This window comes from Acinetobacter sp. SH20PTE14 (assembly GCF_021391555.1).
In the GTDB taxonomy this organism is placed as follows: domain Bacteria; phylum Pseudomonadota; class Gammaproteobacteria; order Pseudomonadales; family Moraxellaceae; genus Acinetobacter; species Acinetobacter amyesii.
Window position 1 is genome coordinate 1,644,109 of the sequence record NZ_CP090067.1, and the last position, 26,215, is coordinate 1,670,323.

Annotated in this window: 22 protein-coding genes, 1 pseudogene and 1 riboswitch; of the genes and pseudogenes, 17 read left to right on the plus strand and 6 right to left on the minus strand. The window is 39.6% G+C overall.

Annotated elements, in window-relative coordinates:
- Positions 1 to 369 precede the first annotated feature (369 nt).
- The 4 genes and pseudogenes from LXF01_RS17590 to LXF01_RS08240 form a co-directional block, all read left to right on the plus strand.
- Positions 370 to 477: pseudogene (locus tag LXF01_RS17590) on the plus strand (cation transporter); the annotation flags it as partial.
- 72 nt (positions 478 to 549) lie between these two features.
- Positions 550 to 2,988 carry a heavy metal translocating P-type ATPase gene (locus LXF01_RS08230; RefSeq protein ID WP_442781366.1) on the plus strand — a complete coding sequence of 813 codons (2,439 nt, stop codon included), beginning with the start codon at positions 550 to 552 and terminating at the stop codon, positions 2,986 to 2,988.
- A gap of 1 nt (position 2,989) precedes the next feature.
- Positions 2,990 to 3,409 (plus strand): Cu(I)-responsive transcriptional regulator, encoded by a 420-nt coding sequence (gene cueR / locus LXF01_RS08235; RefSeq protein WP_180171971.1) that lies wholly within the window; start codon positions 2,990 to 2,992, stop codon positions 3,407 to 3,409.
- Between the two features lie 66 nt (positions 3,410 to 3,475).
- Entirely contained in the window at positions 3,476 to 3,670 is a 195-nt protein-coding gene (locus tag LXF01_RS08240; protein ID WP_180171972.1) for a heavy-metal-associated domain-containing protein, read from the plus strand.
- 66 nt (positions 3,671 to 3,736) lie between these two features.
- Here the strand turns inward: LXF01_RS08240 and LXF01_RS08245 are convergent, their stop codons facing one another.
- The gene (locus LXF01_RS08245; RefSeq protein WP_078190941.1) at positions 3,737 to 4,342 is read right to left on the minus strand and encodes a TetR/AcrR family transcriptional regulator; all 606 of its coding nucleotides are present in this window, start codon (positions 4,340 to 4,342) and stop codon (positions 3,737 to 3,739) included.
- A gap of 605 nt (positions 4,343 to 4,947) precedes the next feature.
- Between LXF01_RS08245 and LXF01_RS08250 the strand changes: the two genes are divergently transcribed.
- From LXF01_RS08250 to LXF01_RS08265, 4 genes are all read left to right on the plus strand, one after another.
- Positions 4,948 to 6,726, plus strand: a complete 1,779-nt coding sequence (locus LXF01_RS08250; protein ID WP_180041492.1) for an acyl-CoA dehydrogenase C-terminal domain-containing protein — start codon at positions 4,948 to 4,950, stop codon at positions 6,724 to 6,726.
- A 101-nt stretch (positions 6,727 to 6,827) separates the two neighbouring features.
- On the plus strand, positions 6,828 to 7,997 hold the full coding sequence (locus LXF01_RS08255; protein ID WP_078193795.1) for a thiolase family protein: 1,170 nt from the start codon (positions 6,828 to 6,830) through the stop codon (positions 7,995 to 7,997).
- Positions 7,998 to 8,130: 133 nt separating this feature from the next.
- A complete protein-coding gene (locus tag LXF01_RS08260; RefSeq protein ID WP_180054798.1) occupies positions 8,131 to 9,630 on the plus strand; it encodes a succinate CoA transferase in 1,500 nt (499 codons plus the stop codon).
- Between the two features lie 223 nt (positions 9,631 to 9,853).
- Positions 9,854 to 10,171 (plus strand): hypothetical protein, encoded by a 318-nt coding sequence (locus tag LXF01_RS08265; protein WP_442781367.1) that lies wholly within the window; start codon positions 9,854 to 9,856, stop codon positions 10,169 to 10,171.
- Between the two features lie 90 nt (positions 10,172 to 10,261).
- Here the strand turns inward: LXF01_RS08265 and LXF01_RS08270 are convergent, their stop codons facing one another.
- Positions 10,262 to 10,963 carry an HAD family hydrolase gene (locus LXF01_RS08270; protein ID WP_233945375.1) on the minus strand — a complete coding sequence of 234 codons (702 nt, stop codon included), beginning with the start codon at positions 10,961 to 10,963 and terminating at the stop codon, positions 10,262 to 10,264.
- A gap of 191 nt (positions 10,964 to 11,154) precedes the next feature.
- Here LXF01_RS08270 and LXF01_RS08275 point away from each other — a divergent pair, with 191 nt between their 5' ends.
- The 8 genes from LXF01_RS08275 to uca all read left to right on the plus strand — a co-directional run bounded on the left by LXF01_RS08275 (position 11,155) and on the right by uca (position 21,237).
- The gene (locus tag LXF01_RS08275) at positions 11,155 to 12,048 is read left to right on the plus strand and encodes a LysR substrate-binding domain-containing protein (RefSeq protein WP_078190935.1); all 894 of its coding nucleotides are present in this window, start codon (positions 11,155 to 11,157) and stop codon (positions 12,046 to 12,048) included.
- 180 nt (positions 12,049 to 12,228) lie between these two features.
- Complete coding sequence (tauA, locus tag LXF01_RS08280; RefSeq protein WP_233945376.1) at positions 12,229 to 13,263, plus strand: taurine ABC transporter substrate-binding protein; 1,035 nt, start codon at positions 12,229 to 12,231, stop codon at positions 13,261 to 13,263.
- 10 nt (positions 13,264 to 13,273) lie between these two features.
- On the plus strand, positions 13,274 to 14,059 hold the full coding sequence (locus LXF01_RS08285; protein ID WP_233945377.1) for a taurine ABC transporter ATP-binding protein: 786 nt from the start codon (positions 13,274 to 13,276) through the stop codon (positions 14,057 to 14,059).
- Entirely contained in the window at positions 14,043 to 14,927 is an 885-nt protein-coding gene (tauC, locus tag LXF01_RS08290) for a taurine ABC transporter permease TauC (RefSeq protein ID WP_442781360.1), read from the plus strand. Before LXF01_RS08285 ends, tauC begins: the two co-directional genes overlap by 17 nt.
- 30 nt (positions 14,928 to 14,957) lie before the next feature.
- Positions 14,958 to 15,803 (plus strand): taurine dioxygenase, encoded by an 846-nt coding sequence (gene tauD / locus LXF01_RS08295; RefSeq protein WP_233945379.1) that lies wholly within the window; start codon positions 14,958 to 14,960, stop codon positions 15,801 to 15,803.
- A gap of 271 nt (positions 15,804 to 16,074) precedes the next feature.
- Positions 16,075 to 16,186: riboswitch (guanidine-I (ykkC/yxkD leader) on the plus strand.
- Positions 16,187 to 16,215: 29 nt separating this feature from the next.
- Positions 16,216 to 16,953: an urea amidolyase associated protein UAAP1 gene (locus LXF01_RS08300; RefSeq protein WP_233945380.1), complete on the plus strand. Its 738-nt coding sequence runs from the start codon at positions 16,216 to 16,218 to the stop codon at positions 16,951 to 16,953.
- An 11-nt stretch (positions 16,954 to 16,964) separates the two neighbouring features.
- Positions 16,965 to 17,627: an urea amidolyase associated protein UAAP2 gene (locus tag LXF01_RS08305; RefSeq protein ID WP_233945381.1), complete on the plus strand. Its 663-nt coding sequence runs from the start codon at positions 16,965 to 16,967 to the stop codon at positions 17,625 to 17,627.
- Between the two features lie 4 nt (positions 17,628 to 17,631).
- Positions 17,632 to 21,237 (plus strand): urea carboxylase, encoded by a 3,606-nt coding sequence (gene uca, locus LXF01_RS08310; RefSeq protein ID WP_233945382.1) that lies wholly within the window; start codon positions 17,632 to 17,634, stop codon positions 21,235 to 21,237.
- A 24-nt stretch (positions 21,238 to 21,261) separates the two neighbouring features.
- Here the strand turns inward: uca and LXF01_RS08315 are convergent, their stop codons facing one another.
- From LXF01_RS08315 to LXF01_RS08325, 3 genes are read right to left on the minus strand one after another with little or no spacing between them, the layout of a single operon-like run.
- A complete protein-coding gene (locus LXF01_RS08315; RefSeq protein WP_233945383.1) occupies positions 21,262 to 21,744 on the minus strand; it encodes a TIR domain-containing protein in 483 nt (160 codons plus the stop codon).
- 6 nt (positions 21,745 to 21,750) lie between these two features.
- Entirely contained in the window at positions 21,751 to 23,181 is a 1,431-nt protein-coding gene (locus LXF01_RS08320) for an SIR2 family protein (RefSeq protein WP_233945384.1), read from the minus strand.
- A gap of 6 nt (positions 23,182 to 23,187) precedes the next feature.
- On the minus strand, positions 23,188 to 23,634 hold the full coding sequence (locus LXF01_RS08325; RefSeq protein WP_233945444.1) for a TIR domain-containing protein: 447 nt from the start codon (positions 23,632 to 23,634) through the stop codon (positions 23,188 to 23,190).
- A 264-nt stretch (positions 23,635 to 23,898) separates the two neighbouring features.
- Here LXF01_RS08325 and LXF01_RS08330 point away from each other — a divergent pair, with 264 nt between their 5' ends.
- The gene (locus LXF01_RS08330; RefSeq protein WP_233945385.1) at positions 23,899 to 24,174 is read left to right on the plus strand and encodes a type II toxin-antitoxin system Phd/YefM family antitoxin; all 276 of its coding nucleotides are present in this window, start codon (positions 23,899 to 23,901) and stop codon (positions 24,172 to 24,174) included.
- A gap of 8 nt (positions 24,175 to 24,182) precedes the next feature.
- Here LXF01_RS08330 and LXF01_RS08335 read toward each other — a convergent pair whose 3' ends face one another.
- Entirely contained in the window at positions 24,183 to 26,150 is a 1,968-nt protein-coding gene (locus LXF01_RS08335; RefSeq protein ID WP_442781361.1) for an esterase/lipase family protein, read from the minus strand.
- Positions 26,151 to 26,215 lie beyond the last annotated feature (65 nt).

The window sequence follows — 26,215 nt, forward strand, 5'->3', positions numbered from 1 at the left end:
TTAAAAATAAAAAAGCACACAAATATGCGCAGTTAAAGCAAATGTTCGACAGTTTGTACATGCGAAAGAGAGTAATTCGTTTGGTAGTCACGAATCTCTATCTTACTGAATAATGAGGAAGTGTGTAGTTTTAATATCAGAAAAACAAACTAATTGAATAATCAATATTCAATATTATTGATTATATTTTTGAATCTACGAAATTTTTTATATCGCGAAGAAAAGCCGTGCTGTGAGTCAGAAAAACTTGACCTTCCCATTATGGTAAAGTTTAAGCTATAAGCCAAAACAAGCACATATAATTGGGATGTTGCCATGACAGATTCGACAGAACGCAAACTTTTTGACGGCACACTTGCTATTGAAGGGATGACCTGTGCTTCTTGTGTGGCACGGGTCGAAAAAGCCTTAAAAAAAGTCGATGGCATCACTGATGCTCAAGTGAATTTAGCCACTGAAACAGCACATGTTCAGAGCGATAAAAGTGTGGATTATCCGGCGGTGATTCAGGCCGTTGAAAAGTCTGGTTTTGGTGTCGCACAGAAGCAGATTGAACTTGAAATTGAAGGGATGACTTGCGCATCGTGTGTGGCACGTGTTGAAAAAGCCTTAAAGACAGTTCCAGAAGTCATCGATGCAAAAGTGAATTTGGCAACTGAAAAAGCCACGATTACAGCATTGGTATCTGTTGAAAATTCTGCATTGGCGAAGTCCGTAGAAAAAGCAGGTTTTCATATTGCACAGCCCAATATTGAATTAAATATTGACGGTATGACCTGTGCTTCATGTGTAGCACGAGTCGAAAAAGCTTTAAACGCTGTAGATGGTGTCAATAAAGCAACGGTAAATTTAGCCAGTGAAAAAGCCTTTGTTCAGGCTCCCGCTTCAAAAACACAAGAATTGATCGCGGCAGTTAAAAAAGCGGGATATAGTGCGACCGTTGCTACGCAGCAACAGCCGACAATGGCAGAAAAAAAAGCCGATGAAGCTCGGTTACTCAAACGTGATTTAATCATCGCACTGGTACTTGCTGTTCCTGTTTTTATCTTGGAGATGGGATCACACATGATTCCAGCTTTTCATCATTTTATTGCGCATAATTTAGGGACACAAAATAGTTGGTATATTCAGTTTATATTAACCACTTTGGTCTTAATCCTACCCGGAAGACGCTTTTATCTGCATGGCATACCAGCACTTGCCCGACTTGCCCCGGATATGAATTCTTTGGTCGCAGTCGGGACTTTATCTGCTTATAGTTTTTCTTGTGTTGCCACGTTTGCCCCGCAATTATTACCGCAAGGTACCGTTCATGTGTACTTTGAAGCAGCTGCAGTAATTGTGGCGTTGATTCTGTTGGGGCGTTTTATGGAGGCGAAAGCCAAAGGTAAAACATCGCAAGCTATTCAATACTTAGTCGGCATGCAACCTAAAACTGCACGTGTAGAGCAATCTGGTAGCTATATAGATTTGCCGATTAGTGATGTTGAAACAGGCATGCTGATTGAAATACGGCCTGGTGAACGTTGCCCAGTCGATGGTGCTGTAGTGTCTGGGAACAGTTATATTGATGAATCCATGATCAGTGGCGAGCCAATTCCTGTCGAGAAAAAAGCCGGTGATCAAGTTGTCGGTGGAACCATTAACCAAAATGGGGCATTGAAAATACAAGCCACTGCGGTGGGTCAAGATTCTGTTTTGGCACAAATTATCCATATGGTCGAACAGGCTCAGGGTTCAAAATTACCGATTCAAGCTTTGGTGGATAAAGTCACGTTATGGTTTGTACCAGTGGTGATGGCGTTGGCCTTGATCACCTTTTTAGTTTGGTATGTTGTAGGACCTGAACCGAGTTTAACCTATGCTTTAGTCAATGCTGTAGCAGTACTGATCATCGCATGCCCATGTGCAATGGGTTTGGCAACACCAACGTCTATTATGGTCGGTACAGGGCGAGGTGCAGAGCTTGGAGTATTGTTCCGTAAAGGTGAAGCCTTACAACAACTCAAAAATACACAAGTGGTTGCAGTTGATAAAACAGGGACATTGACGGAAGGTAAACCGAAACTAACTGATTTTGAAGTCACTGAAGCTTTTGATAAAGATCGCGTATTTCAGTTATTGGCCTCTGTAGAGCAGAAATCTGAGCATCCGATTGCCTATGCCATCGTTCACGCTGCAAAAGAGATGCAAGTGCAACTTTTAGAGGTTGAGCATTTTGATTCCGTGACTGGTGCTGGGATTCAGGCCGTTGTTGAAGGACAAAGCATTTTTATCGGTGCAGATCATTTGATGCATAAACTTGGTTTAGATACACAAATCTTTTCATCACTGGCGGAACGCATGGGCAATGAAGGGAAAACCCCGCTCTATGTATCGATCGATCAACAGCTTGCTGCCATTGTTGCTGTTGCCGACCCGATCAAAACCACAACCTTTACAGCCATTCAAGCTTTGCATGATTTAGGACTGAAAGTGGCGATGATTACAGGCGACAACCGACATACTGCTTCTGCCATAGCACGACAGTTGAAAATTGATCATGTGATTGCTGAAGTGATGCCAGATCAAAAAGTGCAATCTGTACAACAATTGCAAAAAGAACATGGTGTTGTTTGTTTTGTGGGCGATGGTATTAATGATGCGCCTGCACTTGCTCAAGCAGATGTGGGCATGGCGATTGGTACAGGGACAGATGTGGCGATAGAGGCCGCGGACGTTGTGCTTATGTCGGGTAATTTACAAATGGTGCCGACAGCAATCGCACTGAGTACTGCGACGATGAATAATATTCGCCAAAACCTATTTTGGGCATTTATTTACAATGCAGCATTGATTCCTGTCGCTGCAGGTGTGTTATATCCATTCTTTGGCATATTGCTTTCACCTATGTTCGCAGCTGGTGCAATGGCACTTTCATCGGTGTTTGTTGTGTCAAATGCCTTGCGTTTAAAAGCATTTAAAGGGCCAGTTTTTCAGGAGTCTTAAGATGAATATTGGACAAGCAGCGAAAGCATCGGGCATTTCTGCAAAAATGATCCGCTATTATGAATCGATTGGGCTGTTAAATAATGCGCAGCGCACCGATGCCGGCTATCGAGTTTACTCGGAAGCCGATATTAAAACCTTGAGTTTCTTAAGACATGCGCGTGATTTAGGTTTTTCTTCTGAACAAATGAAAGATTTACTTGGACTTTGGAAAAATCAAAGTCGGCAAAGTGTAGAAGTTAAAGCATTGGCGTTAAAACATATCCAGACCTTAAATCAAAAAATCGCAGACTTACAGGCCATGGTTGAGATCTTGCAACAATCTGTAGATGGCTGTGCCGGTAATGATCAAGCCGATTGTACGATTTTAAATCAAATCGAAACGGGCATGGCTGAGTGCTGCCATACATCGAAGATTTAAACTTGCTTGACCTTACAATCGTGGCAAGGTTTATAGTGTTGTTATTAGAAAAGAAGGATGAATATCATGAAATTTCGTATTGATAATATGACATGCGGTGGTTGTGCCCGTAGCGTGACAGCAACGATTAAAGACTTAGACGAAAATGCAACAGTCACTATTGATGTAGCCACTAAATTAGTTGACGTTGAATCTAGTGTTAGCGCAGAGCAATTGATTAGCGCTTTAACCGAAGATGGTTTCCCACCTGTGATTGCATAACTTTGATATTGTCGAATGAATAAAAAAGCCGAACAATTGTTCGGCTTTTTTATTTATAAATCAATTTTATACGGCTGAAATTTTATCTGGCGTCATCAGCGCCTGATTAATATATAGCTTGATTAAGCGTTCACGTGAACCGATTGATTTTTGATAATGCGTTGAATTGAGGAGTAGGGATGCACCATAAGTGACCGTCCAAATATAGGATAAATAATCACGAATCGACATTGCGCTTTCAAGTGATTTTAGATAATCACTGGTCATATCCTTAATTTCAATAATACGTTCTTCACGAACACGATAGAGCTCTTCAAATAACTCTTTTAATTTACGCTCATTATTGGTTAAGCGTTCTTCAATGACATGTAATAATATAGTTCTATTAGAATTTAACATATTATAAAGCATATATTGTGAAACATAAGTTTTAATATCATGATTATATTTTTTTGAAATTTCTAATAATCGTTTTTCATTTAAGATAATCAGTTCTAAATATAATTGGTTTTTACTTTTAAAATGTTTATAAATCGTGCCTTTGGCAATATCTAGTTCACAAGCTAACTCACTTAAGGTGATGTCTTGATTATTATCTAATAGCAGGGTTTCTGCCATGGCTAAAATTTTTTCCTTGCGAAGGATAAAATTTTGTTGGCGTACTGAACTCATGATAACTGTTCCATAAACATCTTGAGGGTGAACAAGCCTAGCTTAAGCTAAATCTTGTGAATCTTACATTCCACTATGGTCTCAAATATTACATAAATTGGTTTAAAAATAAACACATTAGTAGAGTGCGTAAAACATATAGAATTCATAGCATAAAATTAATGTCAATAAAACTGAACCCTTGAGGTCATTTTTTTGAAATAAAATTCCATTTTTATTTTTTTTAATTTATTGTCTTTTCGCTTTTACAACAAAAGCAGCATTTAACAAAACGGTCTTGGTTGTTATGTTATTAATACAACCTAAATTAAACATGATTATAGGTACTATTATGTTTGGTTTTAATCAATTACCAATTATAAATTTAGTCAATTCAATAAATTTATTTAATTGTAATAAAATAATGCTGCTCAAAATATCAGGTGGTTATTTTCCACTTGTCGGTAAAAACACGTTATCTATATTCTTTTTAGATATCTATCTGAAAAAACAGATCTTTAAAAAATCCACACAAAATTGATTTGATGATTTTGTGCGGGAGCGTGCAACTTTAAAAAAGTACTTTGTCAAAGACGCTGACAAAGCCTGTAGAAAAGGAAAGTACAATGCCAATATACAATGCGCCGTTAAAGGACATGGACTTCATCTTAAATGATGTATTCAATGCAGATGAGTTCTGGCAGTCAAATGAAAACTTAGCTCATATTGATATGGCGACTGCAAATGCCATTTTAGAAGAAATGGCTAAGTTTTCTAAAAACGTTATTCTAGACTTGAACCGTACTGCAGATGAAGAAGGTGGTGCGCAGTTTAGTAATGGTGTTGTTACTACGCCTACAGGGTTTAAAGATGCTTTTAAACAATTCGCTGAAGGTGGTTGGGTTGGTTTAGGCGCTTCTGAAGAATGGGGCGGCCAAAACATGCCGAAAATGTTGACAGTACTTGCTGACGAAATGATTTGGAGTACCAATCCATCATTTATGTTGTATCCACTACTGACTGTGGGTGCAGGTATGGCGATTAATGACCGTGCTTCGCAAGAGCAAAAAGAAACCTATCTTCCAAAATTTTATACGGGTGAATGGTCAGGCACTATGTGTTTAACTGAACCACATTCAGGGACTGATTTGGGGATCATTAAAACCAAAGCAGAGCCGAATGAAGATGGTTCATTTAACATTACAGGCACGAAAATTTTCATCACCAGTGGTGAACATGATCTGTGTGAAAACATCATCCATCTTGTGTTAGCAAAAACGCCAAATGCACCTGCGGGTTCACGTGGTATTTCATTGTTTATCGTTCCAAAATTCCATGTCAATGCCGATGGCTCAGTCGGTGAACGTAATGCCGTATCAGCGGGTTCAATTGAGCACAAGATGGGTATTAAAGGTTCTGCAACGTGTGTCATGAACTTCGATGGCGCCAAAGGTTATATCGTTGGTAAAGAAAACGAAGGTCTTGCGGCGATGTTTGTCATGATGAACTACGAACGTTTATCGATGGGTATCCAAGGGATTGGCGCAGCAGAATTTGCTTACCAAAATGCTGCACAGTATGCGACTGATCGTCTACAAGGTCGTTCTGCGACAGGTGTGAAATCTCCTGAAAAACCAGCAGACTCTATTTTAGTACATGGTGATGTACGTCGTATGTTGTTGAATGTACGCGCCAACAACGAAGCATCTCGTGCATTTGCTGTGTATGTTGGTCAGCAACTGGATATTACAAAATATTCAACTGACGAAGCTGCAGTGAAAAAAGCCAATGACCGCGTGGCTTTATTGACACCTATTGCAAAAGCCTACCTAACAGATACAGCCCTACAAGCTACTTTAGAAGCGCAAATGTGCTTTGGTGGTCATGGCTATATCCGTGAATGGGGTATGGAGCAATGCATTCGTGACTTACGTATTTCACAGATTTACGAAGGCACAAATGGCGTACAAGCGATTGATTTAATTGGACGCAAAACCACGAAATGTAATGGTGCATTTATTGCCGAATACATTGCTGAAATTCGTGACTTTGCTGCAACCATGGCTGATTCAAAAGTTAAATCTGCAGCATTGCAAGTTTCTGACGAAGTTGAAGCATTAACGCAATTCATTGTAGAACAATCTAAGACCACCCCAGACTTTAGCAGTTCGGTGGCAGTCGATTACCTGCACGCTGTTGGTTTACTCAGCTTCGTTTATATGTTTGCGCGTATTAGCAAAGCTGCGGCTGCAAAACCAGAGAGCTTCTTCCAAAACAAACTGGTACTCGCAGATTTCTATGTTGAGAAAGTTCTACCTGACCTTGCTGCTCGTGCTCAACGCATTAAAGCAGGTTCTGAACTTATCATGCAGCTATCTGAAGAATACTTCACCGCTCAATCTTAAGGTTTCATCGAAACCACTGTGAAAAACATTAAGATGGAAAATCTGAGGAACCAGTCATGGTTCCTTGCGGTTAAAAGATTTAAAACAGGATGAAATAAGAAATGATTGTAATTGTAGATGGCGTACGTACAGCGATGGGTGGTTTTCAGGGTTCACTTTCATCTTGTACAGCCCCAGACTTAGGTGCTGCAGCGATTCAAGCTGTTGTTGCACGTGCAGGTTTAGAACCTACAGATATTGACGAAGTTATTTTTGGCTGTGTATTACCGGCTGGTCTTAAACAAGGTCCTGCACGCCAAGCGATGCGTCAAGCAGGTTTACCAGATACAACGGGTGCCACCACGATTAATAAAATCTGTGGTTCAGGCATGAAGGCGGTGATGCAAGCAGCTGATGCGATTAAAGCCGGTTCGGCCAATATTGTGGTAGCAGGTGGTATGGAGTCGATGTCAAATGCGCCATATTTACTTGAAAAAGCGCGTTCAGGCTATCGTATGGGTCATGGTAAAACCACAGACCACATGTTCCAAGAAGGCTTAGAAGATGCTGAGACAGGTTTGTCGATGGGCATCCTTGCACAAGATATGGCAGATAAAAAAGGCTATACCCGTGAACAGCAAGATGCTTTTGCCATCAACTCACTCAATAAAGCCGTTGCAGCGATTCAAGGTGGTTTCTTTAAAAATGAAATCGTGCCGGTTACCGTTAAAAGCCGTAAAGGTGACGTCGTTGTTGACACAGATGAACAGCCTTTAAGTGCTAAGCCTGAAAAAATCCCTACACTGCGTCCTGCATTCAAAAAAGACGGCACGATCACAGCTGCCAATGCCAGCTCAATTTCTGACGGTGCATCTGCTTTGGTGGTTACATCAGAAGAAACGGCCCAAGCACGTGGTTTAACACCACTGGCAAAAGTCGTTGCTTATGCTACAAATTCACAGCATCCGTCAGAGTTCACGATTGCTCCAGTCGGTGCTATTGAGAAAGTACTTGCACAAGCCGGTTGGGATGCACAAGAAGTTGACCTGTGGGAAGTCAATGAAGCATTTGCCATGGTTACAATGCTGGCGATTGATGGATTTAACTTAGATGAAGCAAAAGTGAACATTCATGGTGGTGCTTGCTCACTTGGTCACCCACTAGGTTCATCAGGTTCACGTATTATTGTGACGCTGATTCATGCCTTAAAACGCACTGGCGGTAAAAAAGGTGTCGCAGCACTGTGTATTGGTGGCGGTGAAGCAACTGCAATTGCGGTTGAACTGATTTAATTTGCCTCAATTTATATAAGTAAGCTTTTAGATAAGTACGTTTTTAGATAAGCAATAACAAACGCTATCTCAGTTCGCTGGGATGGCGAAAAAAGATGTTTATTTTGAGATATTTATTTTTTGAGATTTAATTATGAATGGTTTAGATCGCATTCGCTTACTCTCCCTTCGCGACAAAGTAATGTCTGCTGAAAAAGCGATTGAGTTAATTCAAGATGGTTCAGTGGTTGGTTTAAGTGGTTTTGGTGGTGCAGGTGAGGCAAAGACGGTTCCATTGGCACTTGCAGATCATGCAGTTTCACATCCTCTTCGTATCACGTTGGCAACGGGTGCTAGTTTAGGAAATAGTATCGATGGTCGCCTCAATGCGGCGCATGCGATAGAACGTCGTTATCCGTATCAGGCAGATCCTGGTTTACGTAAAGCCATTAACGCTGGCGAGGTCATGTATATTGACCAACACTTGTCTGAAATGGCCGATAATATTCGTCATCATAATTTACCGCGCATTAATGTGGCCGTTATTGCAGCGACTGCAATTACAGAAGATGGTCAAGTTATTCCGACAGGTTCATGTGGTAACTCAGCCAATTTCATTGAAATGGCAGATCATGTGATTATTGAAATTGATAATACGATTAACCCAGTGCTCGAAGGTGTACATGATATTTATGTGCCGAAAGCGCGACCAAACCGTGGGCCAATTCCACTGACTCAGGTCGGTGAACGTATTGGTACGATTGGGATCAATGTCAGCCCCGATAAGATTTCAGCTATTGTGTTGAATGATCTGCCAGATACCCAGTTTAAAATGGATGAACCTGATGCTGAAACCCTAGCGATTGCTCAGCATCTGATTGATTTCTTTGAAGGTGAAGTGGCAGCAGGGCGTTTGCCTGAAAATTTAGGCCCGCTACAGTCAGGTGTGGGTTCGATTGCAAATGCTGTATTCGCAGGTTTTGAGCATTCGAATTTTCATGATTTGGAAATGTATTCAGAAGTACTACAAGATTGTACTTTCCAGCTAATTGATTCTGGAAAAATGAAATTTGCCTCAGGCTGTTCAATGACGCTGTCTGAGCCTTGCGCACAGCATGTGATGAACAATTTTGATCAGTACAAAGATAAAATTGTGTTACGTCCACAAGAGCTATCTAATAACCCTGAAATCATTCGACGTTTAGGCATTATCGCGATTAATACGGCGCTTGAGTTTGATATTTACGGAAACGTAAATTCGACCCATGTGACGGGTACGAAAATGATGAACGGTATCGGTGGTTCAGGAGACTTTACTCGTCATGCGCACATTGCCATTTTCGTGACTAAGTCGATTGCAAAAGGCGGTGCGATTTCATCTGTCGTGCCAATGGTGAGTCATACCGACCACACTGACCACGACGTTGACATCGTAGTTACAGAGCAGGGCTTGGCAGATTTACGTGGTCTTTCACCACGTGAGCGTGCACGTAAAGTCATTGAAATCTGTGCACATCCAGATTATCGCGCAGCATTGTTGAGCTACTTTGAACGCGCATGTGAGCGTGGTGGTCAAACGCCGCATATTTTAAAAGAGGCTTTATCTTGGCATGCCACTTTTGAAGAAACTGGTTCAATGCGTCAAATCGTATAAATCTAAAGATTGAAAATATTTAAATAAGCCCACAATCAAGTGGGCTTATTTATTATGAAAGACTACAAATGTTTCAAAACATGACAAAAGAAAAACAGCGCCACTTAGTTTGAAACTTTTGCACAACATGAACGGTCTTAAGTTCTCTTCAAGGCTTTCTATAATGCAAAACTCATTGACAAAGAAGGTCAGTATTTTGAAAAAGATTCAATTATTTTCTGCGATGTTGTTCGCAGTTCTCCTCACTGCATGTAAACAAAGTCCAGCGCCTGATTATGCTGGAACATGGCAAAATACCGCAGTAGATCCGCAACTTGAAAATGCGCTGATTATTAGTAAAAATGGTGAAAACTATTTCATTACCAATACTTTAAAAGATAAACAAAGTGGTAAATCTGAAAAGAAAAATCCTGTACCTGCATCTGTTGCTGAATCTGGTCTACTCGCTGTAAACTCTGGTACAGGTGCTGTTGAATTTGCGATTGACAAAAAAACTGGAAATTTAGTCGGGTCTGGATCAATTTATAAAAAAGTAAAATAGATCAATTATATATTGATGCCAAAATATCAAAAGCAGCCTCTAAATTGGGCTGCTTTTTTAACTTTAAAGCGAATGTTTATTTGCTTTAACTCAGTTCAGAACCGAAGAGAAATCATGGATAAAATAATCCGCTTTATTTTTGATTTGCTCAATTTCGTGCTCTGAATATGCATCATACACGGCAACCACTTCAATGCCTGCTGCATTTGCAGCTTCTACACCAATGAGTGAATCTTCAAAAATTAAACATTCTTCAGGTCGAACTGCAAAATGTTGAATCGCCTGTAAATAGACTTCAGGATGCGGCTTAATATTTTTGACACTTTCACGGGTCAGGATCAGATCAAAACTATTTTCAAAATGCAGCTTTGGATAAATGTTGATATTTTTTTGATATCGATAAATATTTTGCAAGCTGGTCGTGGTGGTAATTGCCACCTGAATGCCTTGCTCAATGAGCTGTTGAACAAATAACGCTGCATGTGGTTTAAGCAAGATGATATGTTCTAAAAAATGCTGTGAAATGGCATATCGTTGCTGTTTGATTTGATCTGCTGTGTGTTGTTCAATCTTATAAGTATCTTTTAGATAGTTACAGTACATTAAGTAAGGGTCTGGTGTGTTTTTAAATAATTGCAGCTGAATGTCACGTTCACGTTGAATTAAATCCAATTGGATGGTTTGTCCAGTCAACTGTTGAATCAAATCTGCGTCGACCTGATTCCACACGCCAACAGAGTCGATAAGTGTGCCATCTAAATCAAAACAAACCAGTTTTTTTCCTTGAAGCATGTTGATATCCAAATTCGAGCTGTGTCTATTATGCGGACGGATTGGAGTGTTGAAAAGCCAAATGCAACTGATCAGGCTTAAACTGGCGTTTCATCTGCAATAAAAGTAATATTTCGTTATTGGCTTTTTGTATAATTCAGCAGATGATGCACAGCATAACTTGCAATATTTAATTAGGGATTAAATCTTTCGTGTTTGAATTGGACTGTAAACTTCTTAGCATTTTTTTTCATGTTTATAAGTACAAAAATGTGTCACAAGCTGCTGAACACTTGCAGATGAGTCAGCCTACAGTCAGTAATATTTTAAATAAAATACGACAGCATTATAACGACCCCTTATTTTTACGTATCGGCAATGAAATGGTGCCTACGGAGTTATCGCGTCAATTATTTCCTTTAGTTAGCGAAGCCTTGAGTAAAGTCGAAGCCATTAATAATTTTACGATTAATTTTGATCAAGCCATTTCAGATCAACAATTTACTTTGGCCATGACCGATGTTTCGCATTTGGTTTTATTGCCTAAAATCAGCCAATATCTAAAAAAACACGCGCCACAAATACGTCTGAATGTACGCCCGATTACCACTGAAACCAGTTATCAAATGGCGAATGGTGAAATTGATTTAGCATTGGGGTTTTTACCACATTTGGAAAGCGGTTTTTATCAACAAAAACTGTTTGAGCAATATTATGTGGTGATTGCAGCTAAGGATCATCCACGATTAACGGGTGACACCATTACAACTGAGCAATATTTATCAGAGTCGCATATTGATATTGATGCTGGGATGGGGCACTACCATATTGAAAATGAGTTGCTTAACCTTGATTTAAAACGTGATATTTTGATGCGTTTACCTAGTTATTTAGGTGTGGGTTTGGTTGTGCAAGACACTGATGCGATTGCTACTGTGCCGTACTACTTGAGTGAAGTATTGCTTTCACGCGGTAACTTAAAAATATTTGATGCGCCGATTGCATTTCCAACCTATGGCGTGAAGCAATATTGGCATATGTCCTGCCATCATAAAACCAGCCATCAATGGCTACGTCATATGTTCCATGAAATCTTAGTGAAGTAAAAAATATCATTAAAAGATCTCGCGCAGAAAATTGATTGCTAGACGTTTAGTGAATAAAAGCATAAGTATTCCACTAATCGATAAATGCAATTTTGTGATAAATATTGTCAATTAACTTTTTTTTCATCATAAAGCTGACTGATTAGTATGTGAATTAGTTATCACTTTTTATAAAAAAATATGAGCAGCAAATCAAAACCTTTAATTATTACGGCGATCGTCATTGTGGCGATTGCTGCTTTTGTTTATTTTCAAACTAAAAAATCTACTCCTGACACTTCAACGGCTGCAATTGCGCAAAAAGATCAAAAAGCGGTAGTTATTGCGTATCAAACAGGCGTTGATCCGAGCAAAGTGGCACAGGCCAATGGCGATTATGAAAAAGACAGCCAACAAAAAATTGAGTGGAAAAAATTTGATACGGGTGCCGATGTTGTAAATGCGCTCGCTTCTGGAGATGTCAGTATAGGCAATATTGGTACCAGTCCTTTAGCGGCTGCAGCCAGCCGTGATTTACCTATAGAGGTATTTTTTGTGGCAGCCAAACTTGGTGCTTCAGAAGCCTTAGTGGTGAGCAATAAATCAGGCATTCAAAAACCTGAAGACTTAAAAGGCAAAACCATTGCTGTGCCTTTTGTTTCTACAGCACATTACAGCCTGCTTTCTGCATTGAAGCATTGGAATCTGTCAGAGTCTGACGTCAAAATTATTAACTTACGCCCACCTGAAATTTCTGCGGCGTGGGAACGTGGCGATATTGACGCGACTTATGTATGGGAACCTGCTTTAAGCAAGGCGAGTGCCACAGGTAAAGTTCTGACCGATTCTAAGCAAGTTGCAGAATGGGGCGCACCAACCTTTGATGTATGGGTAGTTCGTAAAGACTTTGCAGAGCAAAATCCAGAGTTTTTAAAATCTTTCGTTCAAACTTCTTTAAAGAAAATAGATGAATACAATCAAGATCCGAAAGCGTTTGAAGCGAATACTGCTTATATCAATAGCATTGCGCAATTAACCGGTTCTGATGCGAAAGATATTCCATTACTGCTATCAGGCAATATTTATTTGAACCAGCAGCAGCAAGCTCAAAGTTTCAGCACAGATTTTGCCAAGAATATTTTAGATACAGCGACCTTTTTAAAAGCCCAAGGCAAAGTAGATAAAGTCAAAGCCGACTATAAAGGCAATGTAACAGCCTTATTTGTTCAGCCTTAAGGATGTGAAAATGAGTATCTTAAAAGCGGAAAATATTAGCCTTACCTATCCTGAACAAGAGGTGGCTGTACTAAAAAATATCAATTTGGACGTTCCTGAATCGACTTTAACAGTTGTACTTGGCGAGTCTGGCTGCGGCAAAACGACGCTTTTAAATATTTTGGCGGGTTTTCAACAGGTGAGTGCAGGCCAAGTCAAAATTGATGATGAAGTTTTAACTGGCCCAGATGCAAGACGAGCAGTGGTCTTTCAAGAACATGCTTTGCTGCCGTGGCTTAATGTGTCAGATAACGTGGCATTTTCCTTGAAATTAAAAGGCTTAAAAAGTACGGAGATAAAGTCACAAGTTGCATCTATTTTAAATACCGTCGGGCTTTCGCATGTGGCAAATGCCAATATCTGGGAGCTTTCAGGCGGGATGAAACAGCGCGTTGGTATTGCACGTGCCTTGATTAGTCATGCCCCGTTTATTTTGCTGGATGAACCATTTGCATCACTCGATGCATTTACCCGCGAAAGCATGCAGGAGTTTGTGCTGAATTTATGGATTAAAGAGAAAAAAGGTTTCTTCCTAATTACCCATGATATTGAAGAGGCGCTTTTATTAAGCAAAAAATTGGTACTGATGACAGCGCGCCCGGGGACAATTGTTGAAACGCTCAAGCTGGATTTTGCTGAGCGCTATAGAAACGGTGAATCTATACGTGCGATTAAATCTGATCCGCAGTTTATTCAGCTGCGTGAAATGTTGTTTGAACGCTTAAAAGCGCAAAAATTACATGCGGTGGAGTCTTAATATGAATACACAAATTCAAAAATTAAATAAGGCTCATCTAAGCGAAAATCGTGCAGAAACAGCAGCATTAAACAAAAGTTCCTCTATTTCTATATTTAGAAAAAAATTACCACTTATTGTAAGCATCGGCAGCGTGCTGAGCTTGCTGGTGCTTTGGTTTGTCTTAACCACTTTGAAAATTATTCCTGAGCTGTTTTTACCAAGTCCAGCAGCGGTATGGCAGAAGTTTATTGAAGTCAGCCAGCAAGGTTTTATGAAAGCCACGCTTTGGCAGCATTTGGCTGAAAGTATAGGCCGTGTGTTTAGCGCACTCATTGGTGCTATTGTGATTGGTGTGCCTTTAGGTTTATGGATGGGACTCAACAAATGGGTACGTGCCGTATTTGATCCACTAGTCGAGCTGCTTCGTCCCATTCCACCGCTTGCGTATTTACCGTTATTGGTGATTTGGTTTGGTATTGGTGAAACCACCAAAGTGCTGCTGATTTTCTTTTCAATTTTGGCGCCAATTATTATTAGCAGTGCGCATGGTGTGATCAGCCATCAAAAAAACCGTGAACGTGCAGCATTATCTTTAGGCGCAACGCGCTTGCAGGTTTTGCAATATGTGATTTTACCTACAGCTTTGCCGCACATATTAACGGGTGTGCGCATTGGCTTGGGCGTGGGCTGGTCAACACTGGTGGCTGCAGAGTTGGTTGCTGCTGATCGCGGTATTGGTTTTATGGTGCAGTCTGCTGCTCAGTTCTTAATTACAGATACTGTGATTCTTGGAATTATTGTGATCGCGATTGTCGCAGTAAGTTTTGAGTTATTTTTACGTTGGCTGCAAAAGCAGTTGGCGCCTTGGTATGGCCAACAGCTGTAAATAGATTTAGAGATTGAAGAAGATTTGATTATGTCATTGCAAGCAAAGCAAATTAATCCAAATATTGGCGCTGTTATTGAAGGTATCGATTTAAATCATGCCGATACACCGTTGCTGCTGGAAATAAAACAGGCACTATTACAGCATCAAGTGATCTTTTTTAGAAAGCAGGCGCTTAGCGCACAGTCGCAAGTGAGGTTGGCAAAAACCTTTGGTACTTTGCATATTCATCCGATTTACCCTGCGATGGATGATGCACCGGAAGTGATTGTACTGGATAGCCACAGACAAGATTTAAGAGACAATGATCTTTGGCATACTGATGTGACCTTTAGTCAAACACCGCCGTTGGGCTGTGTGCTGCAAGCGATTAAAATCCCTGAGTTTGGTGGGGATACGCTGTGGGCCAGCGGTACAGCTGCTTTTAATGCGCTCAGTGAAGATTTAAAACAGCAACTACGCGGTTTGACAGCGACACATGATATACGTAAGTCTTTTCCATTAGAGCGCTTTGGCACAACAGCAGCAGACCGTGAACGCCTTGTAAATAGTTTCCGTAAAAATCCGCCTGTAGTGCATCCGGTCGTACGTACACACCCCGAAACTGGTGCTGAAGTATTGTTTGTGAATGAGGGATTTACAACACAAATTAATGAATTAAATGCACAAGAGAGCGATGCATTGCTGACATTCTTGTTTGAACATGCAGTGAAGGAAGAATTTCACTTGCGCTGGAAATGGCAAGAAGGTGATGTCGCTATTTGGGACAACCGCTGCACGCAGCACAAAGCGCTGTTTGACTATGGTGATGCGCACCGCATTATGCATCGTGCAACTGTGAATGGCTCGGTACCATTTTATAAAGCAGTCAGTTAATGCAATAAAAAAGTCCTGAATAATCAGCAAAAGCCCAATGCCCATATTGGGCTTTTACTTTTTTGAAAGATAAATTTTTAGAAACAGCCCAAAAATATTCAGTTAATGCACAAGGATGATGCATCGTTCAAATGCACATAGGTTCAATAATAGAGCAAAAAAGTGTTAGCCCAAGAATTTACATGCAGCGCTATACAGTCAAAAGATCGGTATTACTATTTTTTAAAACCGTAATACTAAATTGGCACAGCCTTTGCATTTCTACTTACATCATAAAGTGATCTAGGGTTCCGATACATTTCTATGTATGACCGCGACCGAGAGTTCACGGCTTCGTTTTAATTCAAAGCAAAGCTGCACGGAGGGATAAAAGCCCGGGAGGTAAATAGTTAAGAATTAGGCAGAGGCTGCAATGAGCACAACACATTATCATGATGATAAAGAACTATGGACTGAACTTTTACCGGGTGGACACCACTGGTCAGCGCGTATTCAGCGTGGGGCAGTATTACAGCTTAAATCGCTAGGGCAAAATGCCAATGTGGCACTGTACTGTGTAAATAGTGAAGATAAGCTTGAACGCTACAACATGCCAGATAGCCTCAAAGGGCAACACACGGCGTATTTAAGTACAGGGCATATTCTGGCGTCGGATTTAGGCCGTGCCATGATCTCGATAGTCAAAGACGATCACGCTTGGAATGATGCGTTTTGTGCACCAAGTACCGCATCACAAATTGAAAACCAATTTGGCATTAAAACTTTCCAAGATGCCCGTAATGATATGTACCGCAACGGTAAAGATAGCTTATTGCTTGAAATGACCAAGTTTGGTTTATCTGCAACCGACTTAAGTTCAACACTTAATCTCTTCTCTAAGGTTGCGCCTGATGATACAGGTAACTTGTCTTATATCGACTCCGATAACACCGATCAAATTATTGAACTGCGCTTTGAAATGGATTGTTTGGTGTTTTTATCCAGTGCACCACATGGATTATCTCAAGCAGAAGAATATAACCCTGCTGACGTACAACTAAGTTTATTTAAGGCGTTGCCTTTGGCAGACACCGATTTTTGCCGTGATTCTTGCCCGCAAAATCAACGTGCTTTTCAAAATAATAAACGCTATTACGCTTTAACGGCTTGAGGGGAATGATTATGACTGCATTAGTAAACCCAACACAACATTCTGAAAAATCAGTGTTAAGCGAAGTATGTCCAGCCGGTGAAGCATGGATGTGCGAAGTCAAAAAAGGGCAATATTTCCGTATCGTGGATTTAGAAGGCAACCAAGCGGTCGATACGCTCTTTATCTCCGCTTCAAATCCTGAAGAGCGCTATAGCGCAACTGATACCTTAGCGATTAATCAACAAATCTATTTAGAAAAAGGCACAGCGCTATACACCAACTTTGGCAACAAAATTGCCAGCATTCATGATGATAATTGCGGTCGTCACGATACTTTAGGCGGTGCATGTTCATGTGAAAGTAACACCGTTCGTTATGCACATGACAAATATCCAATGCACAGTTGCCGTAACAATTTCATGATTGCTCTGTCGCAACATCCAATTGCCAAAAAACATGGCTTAAACGTACGTCACATCGTTCCAAACATTAACTTCTTTATGAATGTGCCTGTGACTGCGGATGGTCATTTGAAATTTGATGATGGTATTTCTGCGCCGGGTAAATATGTCGAAATTAAAGCCGAAATGGATTTAATCGTCCTCATTTCTAATTGCCCACAATTAAACAATCCATGTAATGCCTATAACCCAACAAAAATTCAACTGATCATCCGTGAAGGTGAGGAGTAATAGCATGTTTAATAAAGTCCTCATTGCCAACCGTGGTGCAATCGCATGTCGTGTGATCCGTACACTCAAAAAATTAGGCATTCAATCGGTTGCTGTCTATTCCGAAGCAGACCGTGACTCACTACATGTGACCTTAGCCGATGAAGTTGTATTTATTGGTGATAGTCCTGCCGGCCAAAGTTATTTAAATATTGATAAAATTTTAGAAGTCGCAAAGCAAACAGGCGCTGAAGCGATTCATCCGGGTTATGGCTTCTTGTCTGAAAATGCTGAATTTTGTGATCTGTGTGAAGCGCAAGGCATAGTATTTTTAGGGCCAAATTCGGCACAAATGAAATCCTTTGGCTTAAAACATACGGCACGAGAACTTGCGATTCAAGCTAATGTACCTCTCCTTCCGGGCAGTCAGCTTTTGGCAGATGAAGCCGAAGCCTTAAAGGAAGCTAAACGTATTGGCTATCCTGTGATGCTGAAAAGTACTGCAGGCGGTGGCGGTATTGGCATGCGTTTGGTATGGAATGAAGAAGAGCTGAAAGATGCTTATTCTACAGTGTCATATCTTGCCCAAGCCAACTTTAAAGACGCAGGTTTATATTTAGAGAAATTTGTACAGAATGCCCGTCATATCGAAGTTCAGATTTTTGGTGATGGTAATGGCTTAGTCTTGGCACTTGGCGAGCGTGATTGTTCGGTACAACGTCGTAACCAAAAAGTGGTGGAAGAAACCCCAGCACCACATATCAATGATGAGCAACGTGCCTATATTCAATCGGTCGCGATTGGGCTGATGCAGTCGGTGAATTACCGTTCGGCAGGTACAGTTGAATTTGTAATGGATACCGACACACAGGAATTCTATTTCTTAGAAGTGAATACACGCCTGCAAGTTGAACACGGTGTGACAGAGCAAGTCTTTGGTGTAGATCTTGTGGAATGGATGGTTACTTTAGGCAGTGGGGATTGGATTGCACCAACAGAACAACTTGAATCGAAAGGTCATTCAATTCAAGTACGTTTATATGCCGAAGACCCGATCAAGAACTTCCAGCCAAGTGCCGGTTTACTGACACATGTTGTGTTTGATCCTAATGCCCGTAATGAAACGTGGGTGGAAACGGGTTCAAATGTATCGTCATTCTATGACCCGATGATTGCGAAAATTATTGTGACTTCGGACGATCGTGACTCTGCAATTGATGCCATGACCGAAACACTGGCCAAAACATCGGTTGCAGGTATCGAAACCAATCTTGAATATCTACAAAATATTATCGACTGTGATGTATTTAAAGCCGGTACGCAAACCACACGTTTCCTCAATACTTTTGAGTGGAAAACCCAAAAAATTGAAGTGTTGCAATCTGGCATTCAAACTTCTGTGCAAGATGTCACAGGTCGTTTGGGCTATTGGGATGTGGGTGTGCCACCATCGGGTGCCATTGATCCGCTGTCACTTAATGTTGCGAATCAATTGTTAGGCAATGCATTTAATACCGCAGGCTTAGAATGTACGCTACAAGGCCCAAGTTTAAAATTCCATTGCGATAGCCAAATTGTATTGGCGGGTGGTGATATGCCATCAACGCTTGATGGTGTGGCTGTGCCAATGTGGCAAACCGTGAATGTGCGTAAAGGACAGATTCTAAAATGTGGAAAAATCGCCACAGGTTGTCGTACTTATATCGGGATTAAAGGTGGTCTGAATGTGCCTGAATATTTAGGTTCACAAGCGACCTTTACCCTTGGTCAGTTTGGTGGTCATGCCGGTCGTAATTTATTGATTGGCGATATGTTGACAATCACGGCATTTACATCTGAACAAGTGACAGCGCTTGCGCCTGAACAAGTGCCAACGTTTAGTCATGAATGGGAAATTGCGGTGATGTACGGCCCGCATGGTGCACCAGACTTCTTCACTAAAAAAGACATTGATACCTTCTTTGCCAATACTTTTGAGATTCACTTTAACTCAAGCCGTACAGGTATTCGTTTGATTGGTCCAAAACCTGAATGGGCACGTGAGGATGGTGGTGAAGCCGGTTTGCATCCATCAAATATTCATGACAATGCATACGCGATTGGTGCGATTGATTTCACGGGCGATATGCCGATTATATTGGGTCCAGATGGTCCAAGTTTAGGAGGCTTTGTTTGTCCTGCCGTGGTGATTAATTCTGAGCTTTGGAAACTTGGTCAATTGAAAGCAGGAGACAAAGTCAGATTTATACCTGTGAGTTATCATCAAGCTAAGCTCTTAAATGAAAAATATCATGCACAATTAGAAGCATCTGATACGCAGGTTGTGGCATTTGATGAGTCATTTTATTCTGAACTTTCTACCTTAAAAAATGCGGTGCTTGATACTTTAAAAGGTCAGAATGGTTTGCCTGATGTGGTGTATCGTCCTGCGGGCAATAACTACATGTTGGTGGAATATGGTGAGTTGGTTTTAGATCTGAACTTACGTTTCCGTATTCATGCACTCATGCAATGGGTTGAAAAGCAAAATATCACAGGGATTATTGATCTCACACCGGGGATTCGTTCGCTACAAATCCATTTTGATTCGATCAAGCTTGATCAATTGGATTTATTGCGTTTGCTGCAAGTCGCTGAAGCTGAACTGCCTGATGTGACCCAAATGCAAGTACCGTCACGGACTGTGTATTTACCACTGGCTTGGGAAGATTCACAAACCCAGCTAGCAACAGAGCGCTATATGCAAACCGTACGTCCAGATGCGCCATGGTGTCCTGACAATATTGAGTTTATCCGTCGTATTAATGGTTTAAAAGACAAACAAGCGGTCAAAGATGTGGTTTATGACGCGAGTTATTTGGTCATGGGTTTGGGCGATGTGTATTTAGGTGCACCTGTGGCAACACCGCTTGATCCTCGCCAGCGTTTAGTGACGACTAAATACAACCCTGCACGGACATGGACACCTGAAAATGCTGTCGGTATTGGCGGTGCATATATGTGTGTTTATGGTATGGAAGGTCCGGGAGGCTATCAGTTCGTGGGTCGTACTATGCAAATGTGGTCTCGTTACCGTAAAAATGCCGACTTTGAGCAAGGTAAACCATGGTTACTACGTTTCTTTGACCAAATTAAGTTTTATGAAATCTCTGAGTCCGAGCTTATGCAAATGCGTGAGGACTTTAAAGCTGGTCGCTTAAAACTCCGTGTAGAAGAAGGTGTATTGAACCTAAAAGAATACAATGAATTCCTGACTGAAAATGCAGAATCAATCTCAGCATTTAAATCCGTCCAACAAGCCAATTTTGATGAAGAACGTCTTCGTTGGCATGAAGCAGGGCTTGCAGAGTATGTTTCTGAAAGCTTAGATGCTGTAACTGATGATAGTAATGTTCAAATTCCTAAAGGCGGTTGTGCGGTGGAATCACACATGCCGGGTAGTATTTGGAAAATCGAATGTGCATCAGGCGATATTGTGGAAGAAGGTGCAACTTTAGCTGTAATTGAAGCGATGAAAATTGAGATTCCAATTATTGCACCTGAACGTATGAAGGTTTCTGAAATTACCATTGAAAAAGGGCAGACGGTGAAAACGGGGCAGGTGTTGTTTACGTTGTCGCCAGTGGCTTGATGAGATAGGGATAAAAAAGACCGCTTAAGCGGTCTTTCTTCTTTGAATTGCTCTTTCAATCCAACTTTCAATATTCAATCTAATATCGTTATAAGCATCTGAAGGATTAGGATCATAGCAATCTACGTAATGAGCAAAATTATTATTATTGAGTGTAAATTCAGAAAATGGATTTTTTCCTTTAACTGATATTCCATTTCTTGGGCATTTAATATTATGTATATGTATACCTAGAACAGCTTTACCTAACTCCCAGGCACGTTGTATTTCATATTTTACCCATGGTCTATTTGCTGTCTGTGAACCAATAAGAACGATTAAACAATTCTTATATTTAAATTGATTATCAATCCAGTTTTTTATTGCTGTATCACCTCTACGTTTTAAAGTTTCCCAATCATTAGCAGACACGGGAATATTTCCCTCTAGAGCCCCAATATTTCGAATTTGTTGCACTCTCATTACATCATTTTCGTAGTGAAAACTATAGAAAACTTGTCTTTTCATATTTATTTAAACCTTTTGAAGTAAGCTAATTACTTTTAAAATATTTGAAATTAAATCATCGTTAGAAATATCTGCAGTATTTATTTTCTTCAAAGTATTAATAAAATCAGAATTTTCTGGATAGTATAGACTTAAGTTCTTATTAACTTTTTCCCATAGTTTTTTAGAAACAAAGCCAGTTATACCTATTGGTATTGGAATTACATTATTCTTGATACACAAATCAAATTCTTCAAACATACCCTCTGAATCTATAATGCTATCTGAGACATTGTCTCTTTTATTACCAAAAATGAAGAGGGCTATCCCTGCTTGGGATATCATCTCTTGTCTATAAATCGTATTTTTTTCGGCAGTTGGATTGATTTGAGGAAATGGTCTTAAGATAAGTAAGTCATCTAGGTTTCTATACGCTGAATTTAATTTAAATTCTAAAGCTCCGTTAATCACTAAGCTTCCTATACCCAAGCCATAACCTGAGATAATTTTGTAATTTTTTTCTGCTAACTTATAACTCAATTTAAAAATGAAATCTTCAGCCTTTTCCTTTCCGAAAGGCTCATAATTTTCAGCAGCACCTGAAATAAAGATGTTTTTCCGTTTTACACGCTTTTCAATTAATTTAAGAATTTTAGTAATAATTGGATAGTCTTCTACAAGAACAGCATGGATACCATATCTCTTTAGATCATCAATTTTTAAATCTTGTCTTATTTTTGCATATAAATAATCTTGTTCTTCTGAAAAGCTATTTTTATCAATTTCTTTAAAAAAACAATAATGTTTAGGAGTGTTATCTTTTAGGAGAATTCTAATTCTACTTAAAATATAATCTATATTAGGGTCATCAAAGCTAAATCCTATGAATAAAAAAACTTTTGAAAGCAGATCGCCTCTTAATACTGTTGAAAATAACTCTCTACTATCGTGGTAATCTTCATAATCATTTTTTGTTAAAACCGCATTGTGTGGTGCATCTTTATCACCATGCATTTTGTAAACGGTAGCATCTTTTCTCTTTATATACCTTGAAAAGTCTTCATTAGTAAGTTTCTTATCAACTGTCTTTCCATTATCTTCTAAAGTTTTTTCTATAAGTTGATCATAATTTGTTGTCCAATAGGTATCTATATCTAATTTACTTAAAATTTGGTGATTTTCACTGCCTTTGTCTAAGGTTGTAAATTCATTGATAATTTTATCGTTGATACGAGTTCTGTTGAATTTATTATAATGATATTGTGCTATCGAGAGTAGATCTGTTTCTTTATCAATATCAAGATCTAAATCATCAGCTAAATCTCTTAATAGTTCTTTCCAATTAACAAATCCTAAAGATGCAGATAGACCAGCTCCAGCAAAAATTGCAGCATTTCCATCTTGAATAGCTTTAACATATTCATTGATAAATTTTTCTTGTGATTTGGTAAAGCTCATTATTAATTAACCTTTTAACCATGTTTTTAAATTTTTACAATCACCATTTGGGTACCATAGATAATACTCACCGGCGGTATTTACACTTTCTTTGATGTAAGGATAGATTTGGAGATATTCATTTCCATTCCAAGAAGATGGGCTATCAATTAATGGTAATAAGGCAATTTTATCTTTATCTAATTTGAACGGGTCGGCTATACCTATTTCCCAATTACACCATCTTGATGCCAATGCTTCATTTGTTGCTAACAAAATAAATTTATCATTTAAAGAAATAATCTGATTTTTGATCTTTGTTGCTGTAATTCCATTTGTCTGTTCAGGCATTGTTTCATCTGCCCAATCTACATATATGCTCATTCCTAAATTTTCAAAAAATACTTTTGCGACTTGTACAAATTCTTTGTCTTTATGTGAATGGGATAAAAAATACTCGTCGTAGAGCCAGATTTAGTAAACTTTCTGCTTTCATTTAAGAATGCTGAATCCAGCATACCTGATTGATTACGAGTTACGGTTTTAAATCTATTTTTGGTGAACATATTATGATTGATTTCTAAGAATTTATTTTATCCATTTTATACAAATTTTATGATGAATTAAATTAAGAATGAAAGATTTTTCTACCAAAAAGACTAAATAACAGGTCTTTCAAAAGCTCTCTAAGTTGGTTATCATTTAACAATTGTTTTCATAGCTAGGACATCGACCAATATGAACAATATTATTCATTCTCGCTTTGTCGCAAGCATTTCCGACCTTAAAAAGAACCCCATGGAAGTTGTAAATAACGGCTTTGGTGAAGCAGTAGCAATCCTTAACCGTAACAATCCAGCATTCTATTGCGTTCCTGCCGACATGTATGAACGCTTAATGGACTTAATTGAAGACAAAGAACTATTGAAACTTGCTGAAGAAGCGCAAATTGAAGAAACTGTAAAGGTAAGCCTCAATGACCTACGAGCTCGAGTTCACAAAAACCGCGCTTAAAAGTTCGCTTATTTATCCAAATGCTCTCTCAAAATGCGTCGCAATTCTAAAATGGCATCTGCAGACTCATGGATGGAATGTCCACCATTGAAAATCTTTTCAGACACCGCACCATCTAAATGAGAACTTGTATAGGGAACAATGCCATCCGACATTTTGCTCGGCTCAGTGCTTTGCATCTGATTCCCCATAATAGAATGATAAGGAATATCTTTATTTGGCATGATGTCAGCAGACAACAGCATAAAACGTGATTTTTGACTTAAATCTGCTGGCCCAGACTTGATCAAACCCATAGTTGAATTTTTTGCATTTGGGATTTCAACATTGACATCATTTAAAAAACTTAAAGGCAATACTACGATTTTTTTCGCCAAATTGGTAAACCAGCGGTCTGCATAGTCAGTACCATGATGCGGTGCGGCAATGAAAATTGCACGACTAACTGGCTTCAATGCTTTAAAGACAAAACGATCGCGGATAATTGGATGACGTTGTAACTGTGTATTTTGTTCATAGTTCATGAGTGGAATAGCTTGAGCGGAAATATCTGCATCACTAACCAATAAACGACTGATGATGCCGCCCATACTATGTCCGATAATGACAGCATCTTGAGCCGAAGGCGTATTAGGCTGAACAGTTGCAAATGCCTGTTTGAGTAAAGCATTGATTTGAAAACGACTTTCAAATATTGGCATATTGGTTGAGTAAAACACTTGCCAAACTTGGTAATGATCACGTAGTTTTTGATCACCCATAATATTATTGGTCAGGCCGATCCAAGTTTCAGGACTGCTGGCTAATCCGTGAACCATGACAATAATCTTTTTATTGGGTTGATACGGCTCTAACATAAACACATGTGGCATGCGCAAATGTTCTTCCTTATTCAGAAGTGTCCAATAGCCAGATTGTCCTAATTTATTTTCGGCTAACCAAAGACCATAAGGCACAGAATAATTGGCTGTTAGGGTATAGGGCTGAGATTCAATTTTTGCTTTTTTAAATTGATAGGGATTAAATAATTCAACCTTAAAGTCTGATTGTGGCGATAAAATTTCACTAATGCTGCTATTGGTCTTGGCAGGCTCGGCGATTGCACTGACAGGTAAATAGCGTGCTGTATGGATATTGGGGTTGGGTTTATTTGAATAATATTGTTCAGGATCTAATATAAAAGGCTGCGCAGCAGACAGATCCGTGGCTTTTTTGACTAAGACAAATTCAGAGCCAATACCTTCCTGACGGTTAATGGTTTTTAAGCCTGAAAAATTAAAATTATAGCTCGACTGTAATTTATCAATGTCCGCATTTTTGATTTCAGGATAATGCTCATAGTTAAAATGATAAAGCGATGAACCCAGCATTAAACTTTCAGGCATTTGCTGATAGTCAAAACGGGTAAATGATGAGGTGATTAAACGTGATAAAGCCACATTATAAAAGGTGCGGACTTGTCCCTGACGCAAATCAAATAAGCGTTCTTCAGGGGCTTGAGCGGATTTAAATAGATAGACATAGCTGTAGCGCAGACTGAAATCAAAGTCTGCAAGCTGTTGATCCATACACATTTTTATTTTGCTTGAAGCTAATTTTCCGCTGTGTTGTTTTAAGCTTTTTTTGCATTGTGGATTTTGATCGGCGCTTAAAGCACGTGCCATGTACAGCTCACTTGCTGCTGCATAGACTTGAGCAATATCTAAAGTTTCATTATTACGCATTTTGTGAATACAGCTTTCAAGCGCATTTAAACAAGATTGGTCGCTTTCATTCACCATTAACAGGATTTGATGGCTAAATGTACTGAGCTTCTGATGAGTTAATATGCTATCTGTTTTATTATTTAGTGACGCACTGAGTTGATTTTCTTGTAATTTGACCAATTGGCATCCACTGAGCAAACTCAGGCTGATGATACACATAAAACGAGCGGGTAAATGCGTGAAAGGCATCATTGGAAAGGTCACAGGCATCTATTTTTTGTTATTTTAACCTTTATAAAATAGTAAAAATAGGGCAGGTATTACAGCACCTAATC

Bases quoted from the DNA above. Each gene is read 5' to 3' on its own strand.
- cueR (WP_180171971.1), top strand. From the start codon at position 2,990: ATGAATATTGGACAAGCAGCGAAAGCATCGGGCATTTCTGCAAAAATG.
- LXF01_RS08240 (WP_180171972.1), top strand. From the start codon at position 3,476: ATGAAATTTCGTATTGATAATATGACATGCGGTGGTTGTGCCCGTAGC.
- LXF01_RS08245 (WP_078190941.1), bottom strand. From the start codon at position 4,342: ATGAGTTCAGTACGCCAACAAAATTTTATCCTTCGCAAGGAAAAAATT.
- LXF01_RS08250 (WP_180041492.1), top strand. From the start codon at position 4,948: ATGCCAATATACAATGCGCCGTTAAAGGACATGGACTTCATCTTAAAT.
- LXF01_RS08255 (WP_078193795.1), top strand. From the start codon at position 6,828: ATGATTGTAATTGTAGATGGCGTACGTACAGCGATGGGTGGTTTTCAG.
- LXF01_RS08260 (WP_180054798.1), top strand. From the start codon at position 8,131: ATGAATGGTTTAGATCGCATTCGCTTACTCTCCCTTCGCGACAAAGTA.
- LXF01_RS08265 (WP_442781367.1), top strand. From the start codon at position 9,854: ATGTTGTTCGCAGTTCTCCTCACTGCATGTAAACAAAGTCCAGCGCCT.
- LXF01_RS08270 (WP_233945375.1), bottom strand. From the start codon at position 10,963: ATGCTTCAAGGAAAAAAACTGGTTTGTTTTGATTTAGATGGCACACTT.
- tauA (WP_233945376.1), top strand. From the start codon at position 12,229: ATGAGCAGCAAATCAAAACCTTTAATTATTACGGCGATCGTCATTGTG.
- LXF01_RS08285 (WP_233945377.1), top strand. From the start codon at position 13,274: ATGAGTATCTTAAAAGCGGAAAATATTAGCCTTACCTATCCTGAACAA.
- tauC (WP_442781360.1), top strand. From the start codon at position 14,043: ATGCGGTGGAGTCTTAATATGAATACACAAATTCAAAAATTAAATAAG.
- tauD (WP_233945379.1), top strand. From the start codon at position 14,958: ATGTCATTGCAAGCAAAGCAAATTAATCCAAATATTGGCGCTGTTATT.
- LXF01_RS08300 (WP_233945380.1), top strand. From the start codon at position 16,216: ATGAGCACAACACATTATCATGATGATAAAGAACTATGGACTGAACTT.
- LXF01_RS08305 (WP_233945381.1), top strand. From the start codon at position 16,965: ATGACTGCATTAGTAAACCCAACACAACATTCTGAAAAATCAGTGTTA.
- uca (WP_233945382.1), top strand. From the start codon at position 17,632: ATGTTTAATAAAGTCCTCATTGCCAACCGTGGTGCAATCGCATGTCGT.
- LXF01_RS08315 (WP_233945383.1), bottom strand. From the start codon at position 21,744: ATGAAAAGACAAGTTTTCTATAGTTTTCACTACGAAAATGATGTAATG.
- LXF01_RS08320 (WP_233945384.1), bottom strand. From the start codon at position 23,181: ATGAGCTTTACCAAATCACAAGAAAAATTTATCAATGAATATGTTAAA.
- LXF01_RS08330 (WP_233945385.1), top strand. From the start codon at position 23,899: ATGAACAATATTATTCATTCTCGCTTTGTCGCAAGCATTTCCGACCTT.
- LXF01_RS08335 (WP_442781361.1), bottom strand. From the start codon at position 26,150: ATGCCTGTGACCTTTCCAATGATGCCTTTCACGCATTTACCCGCTCGT.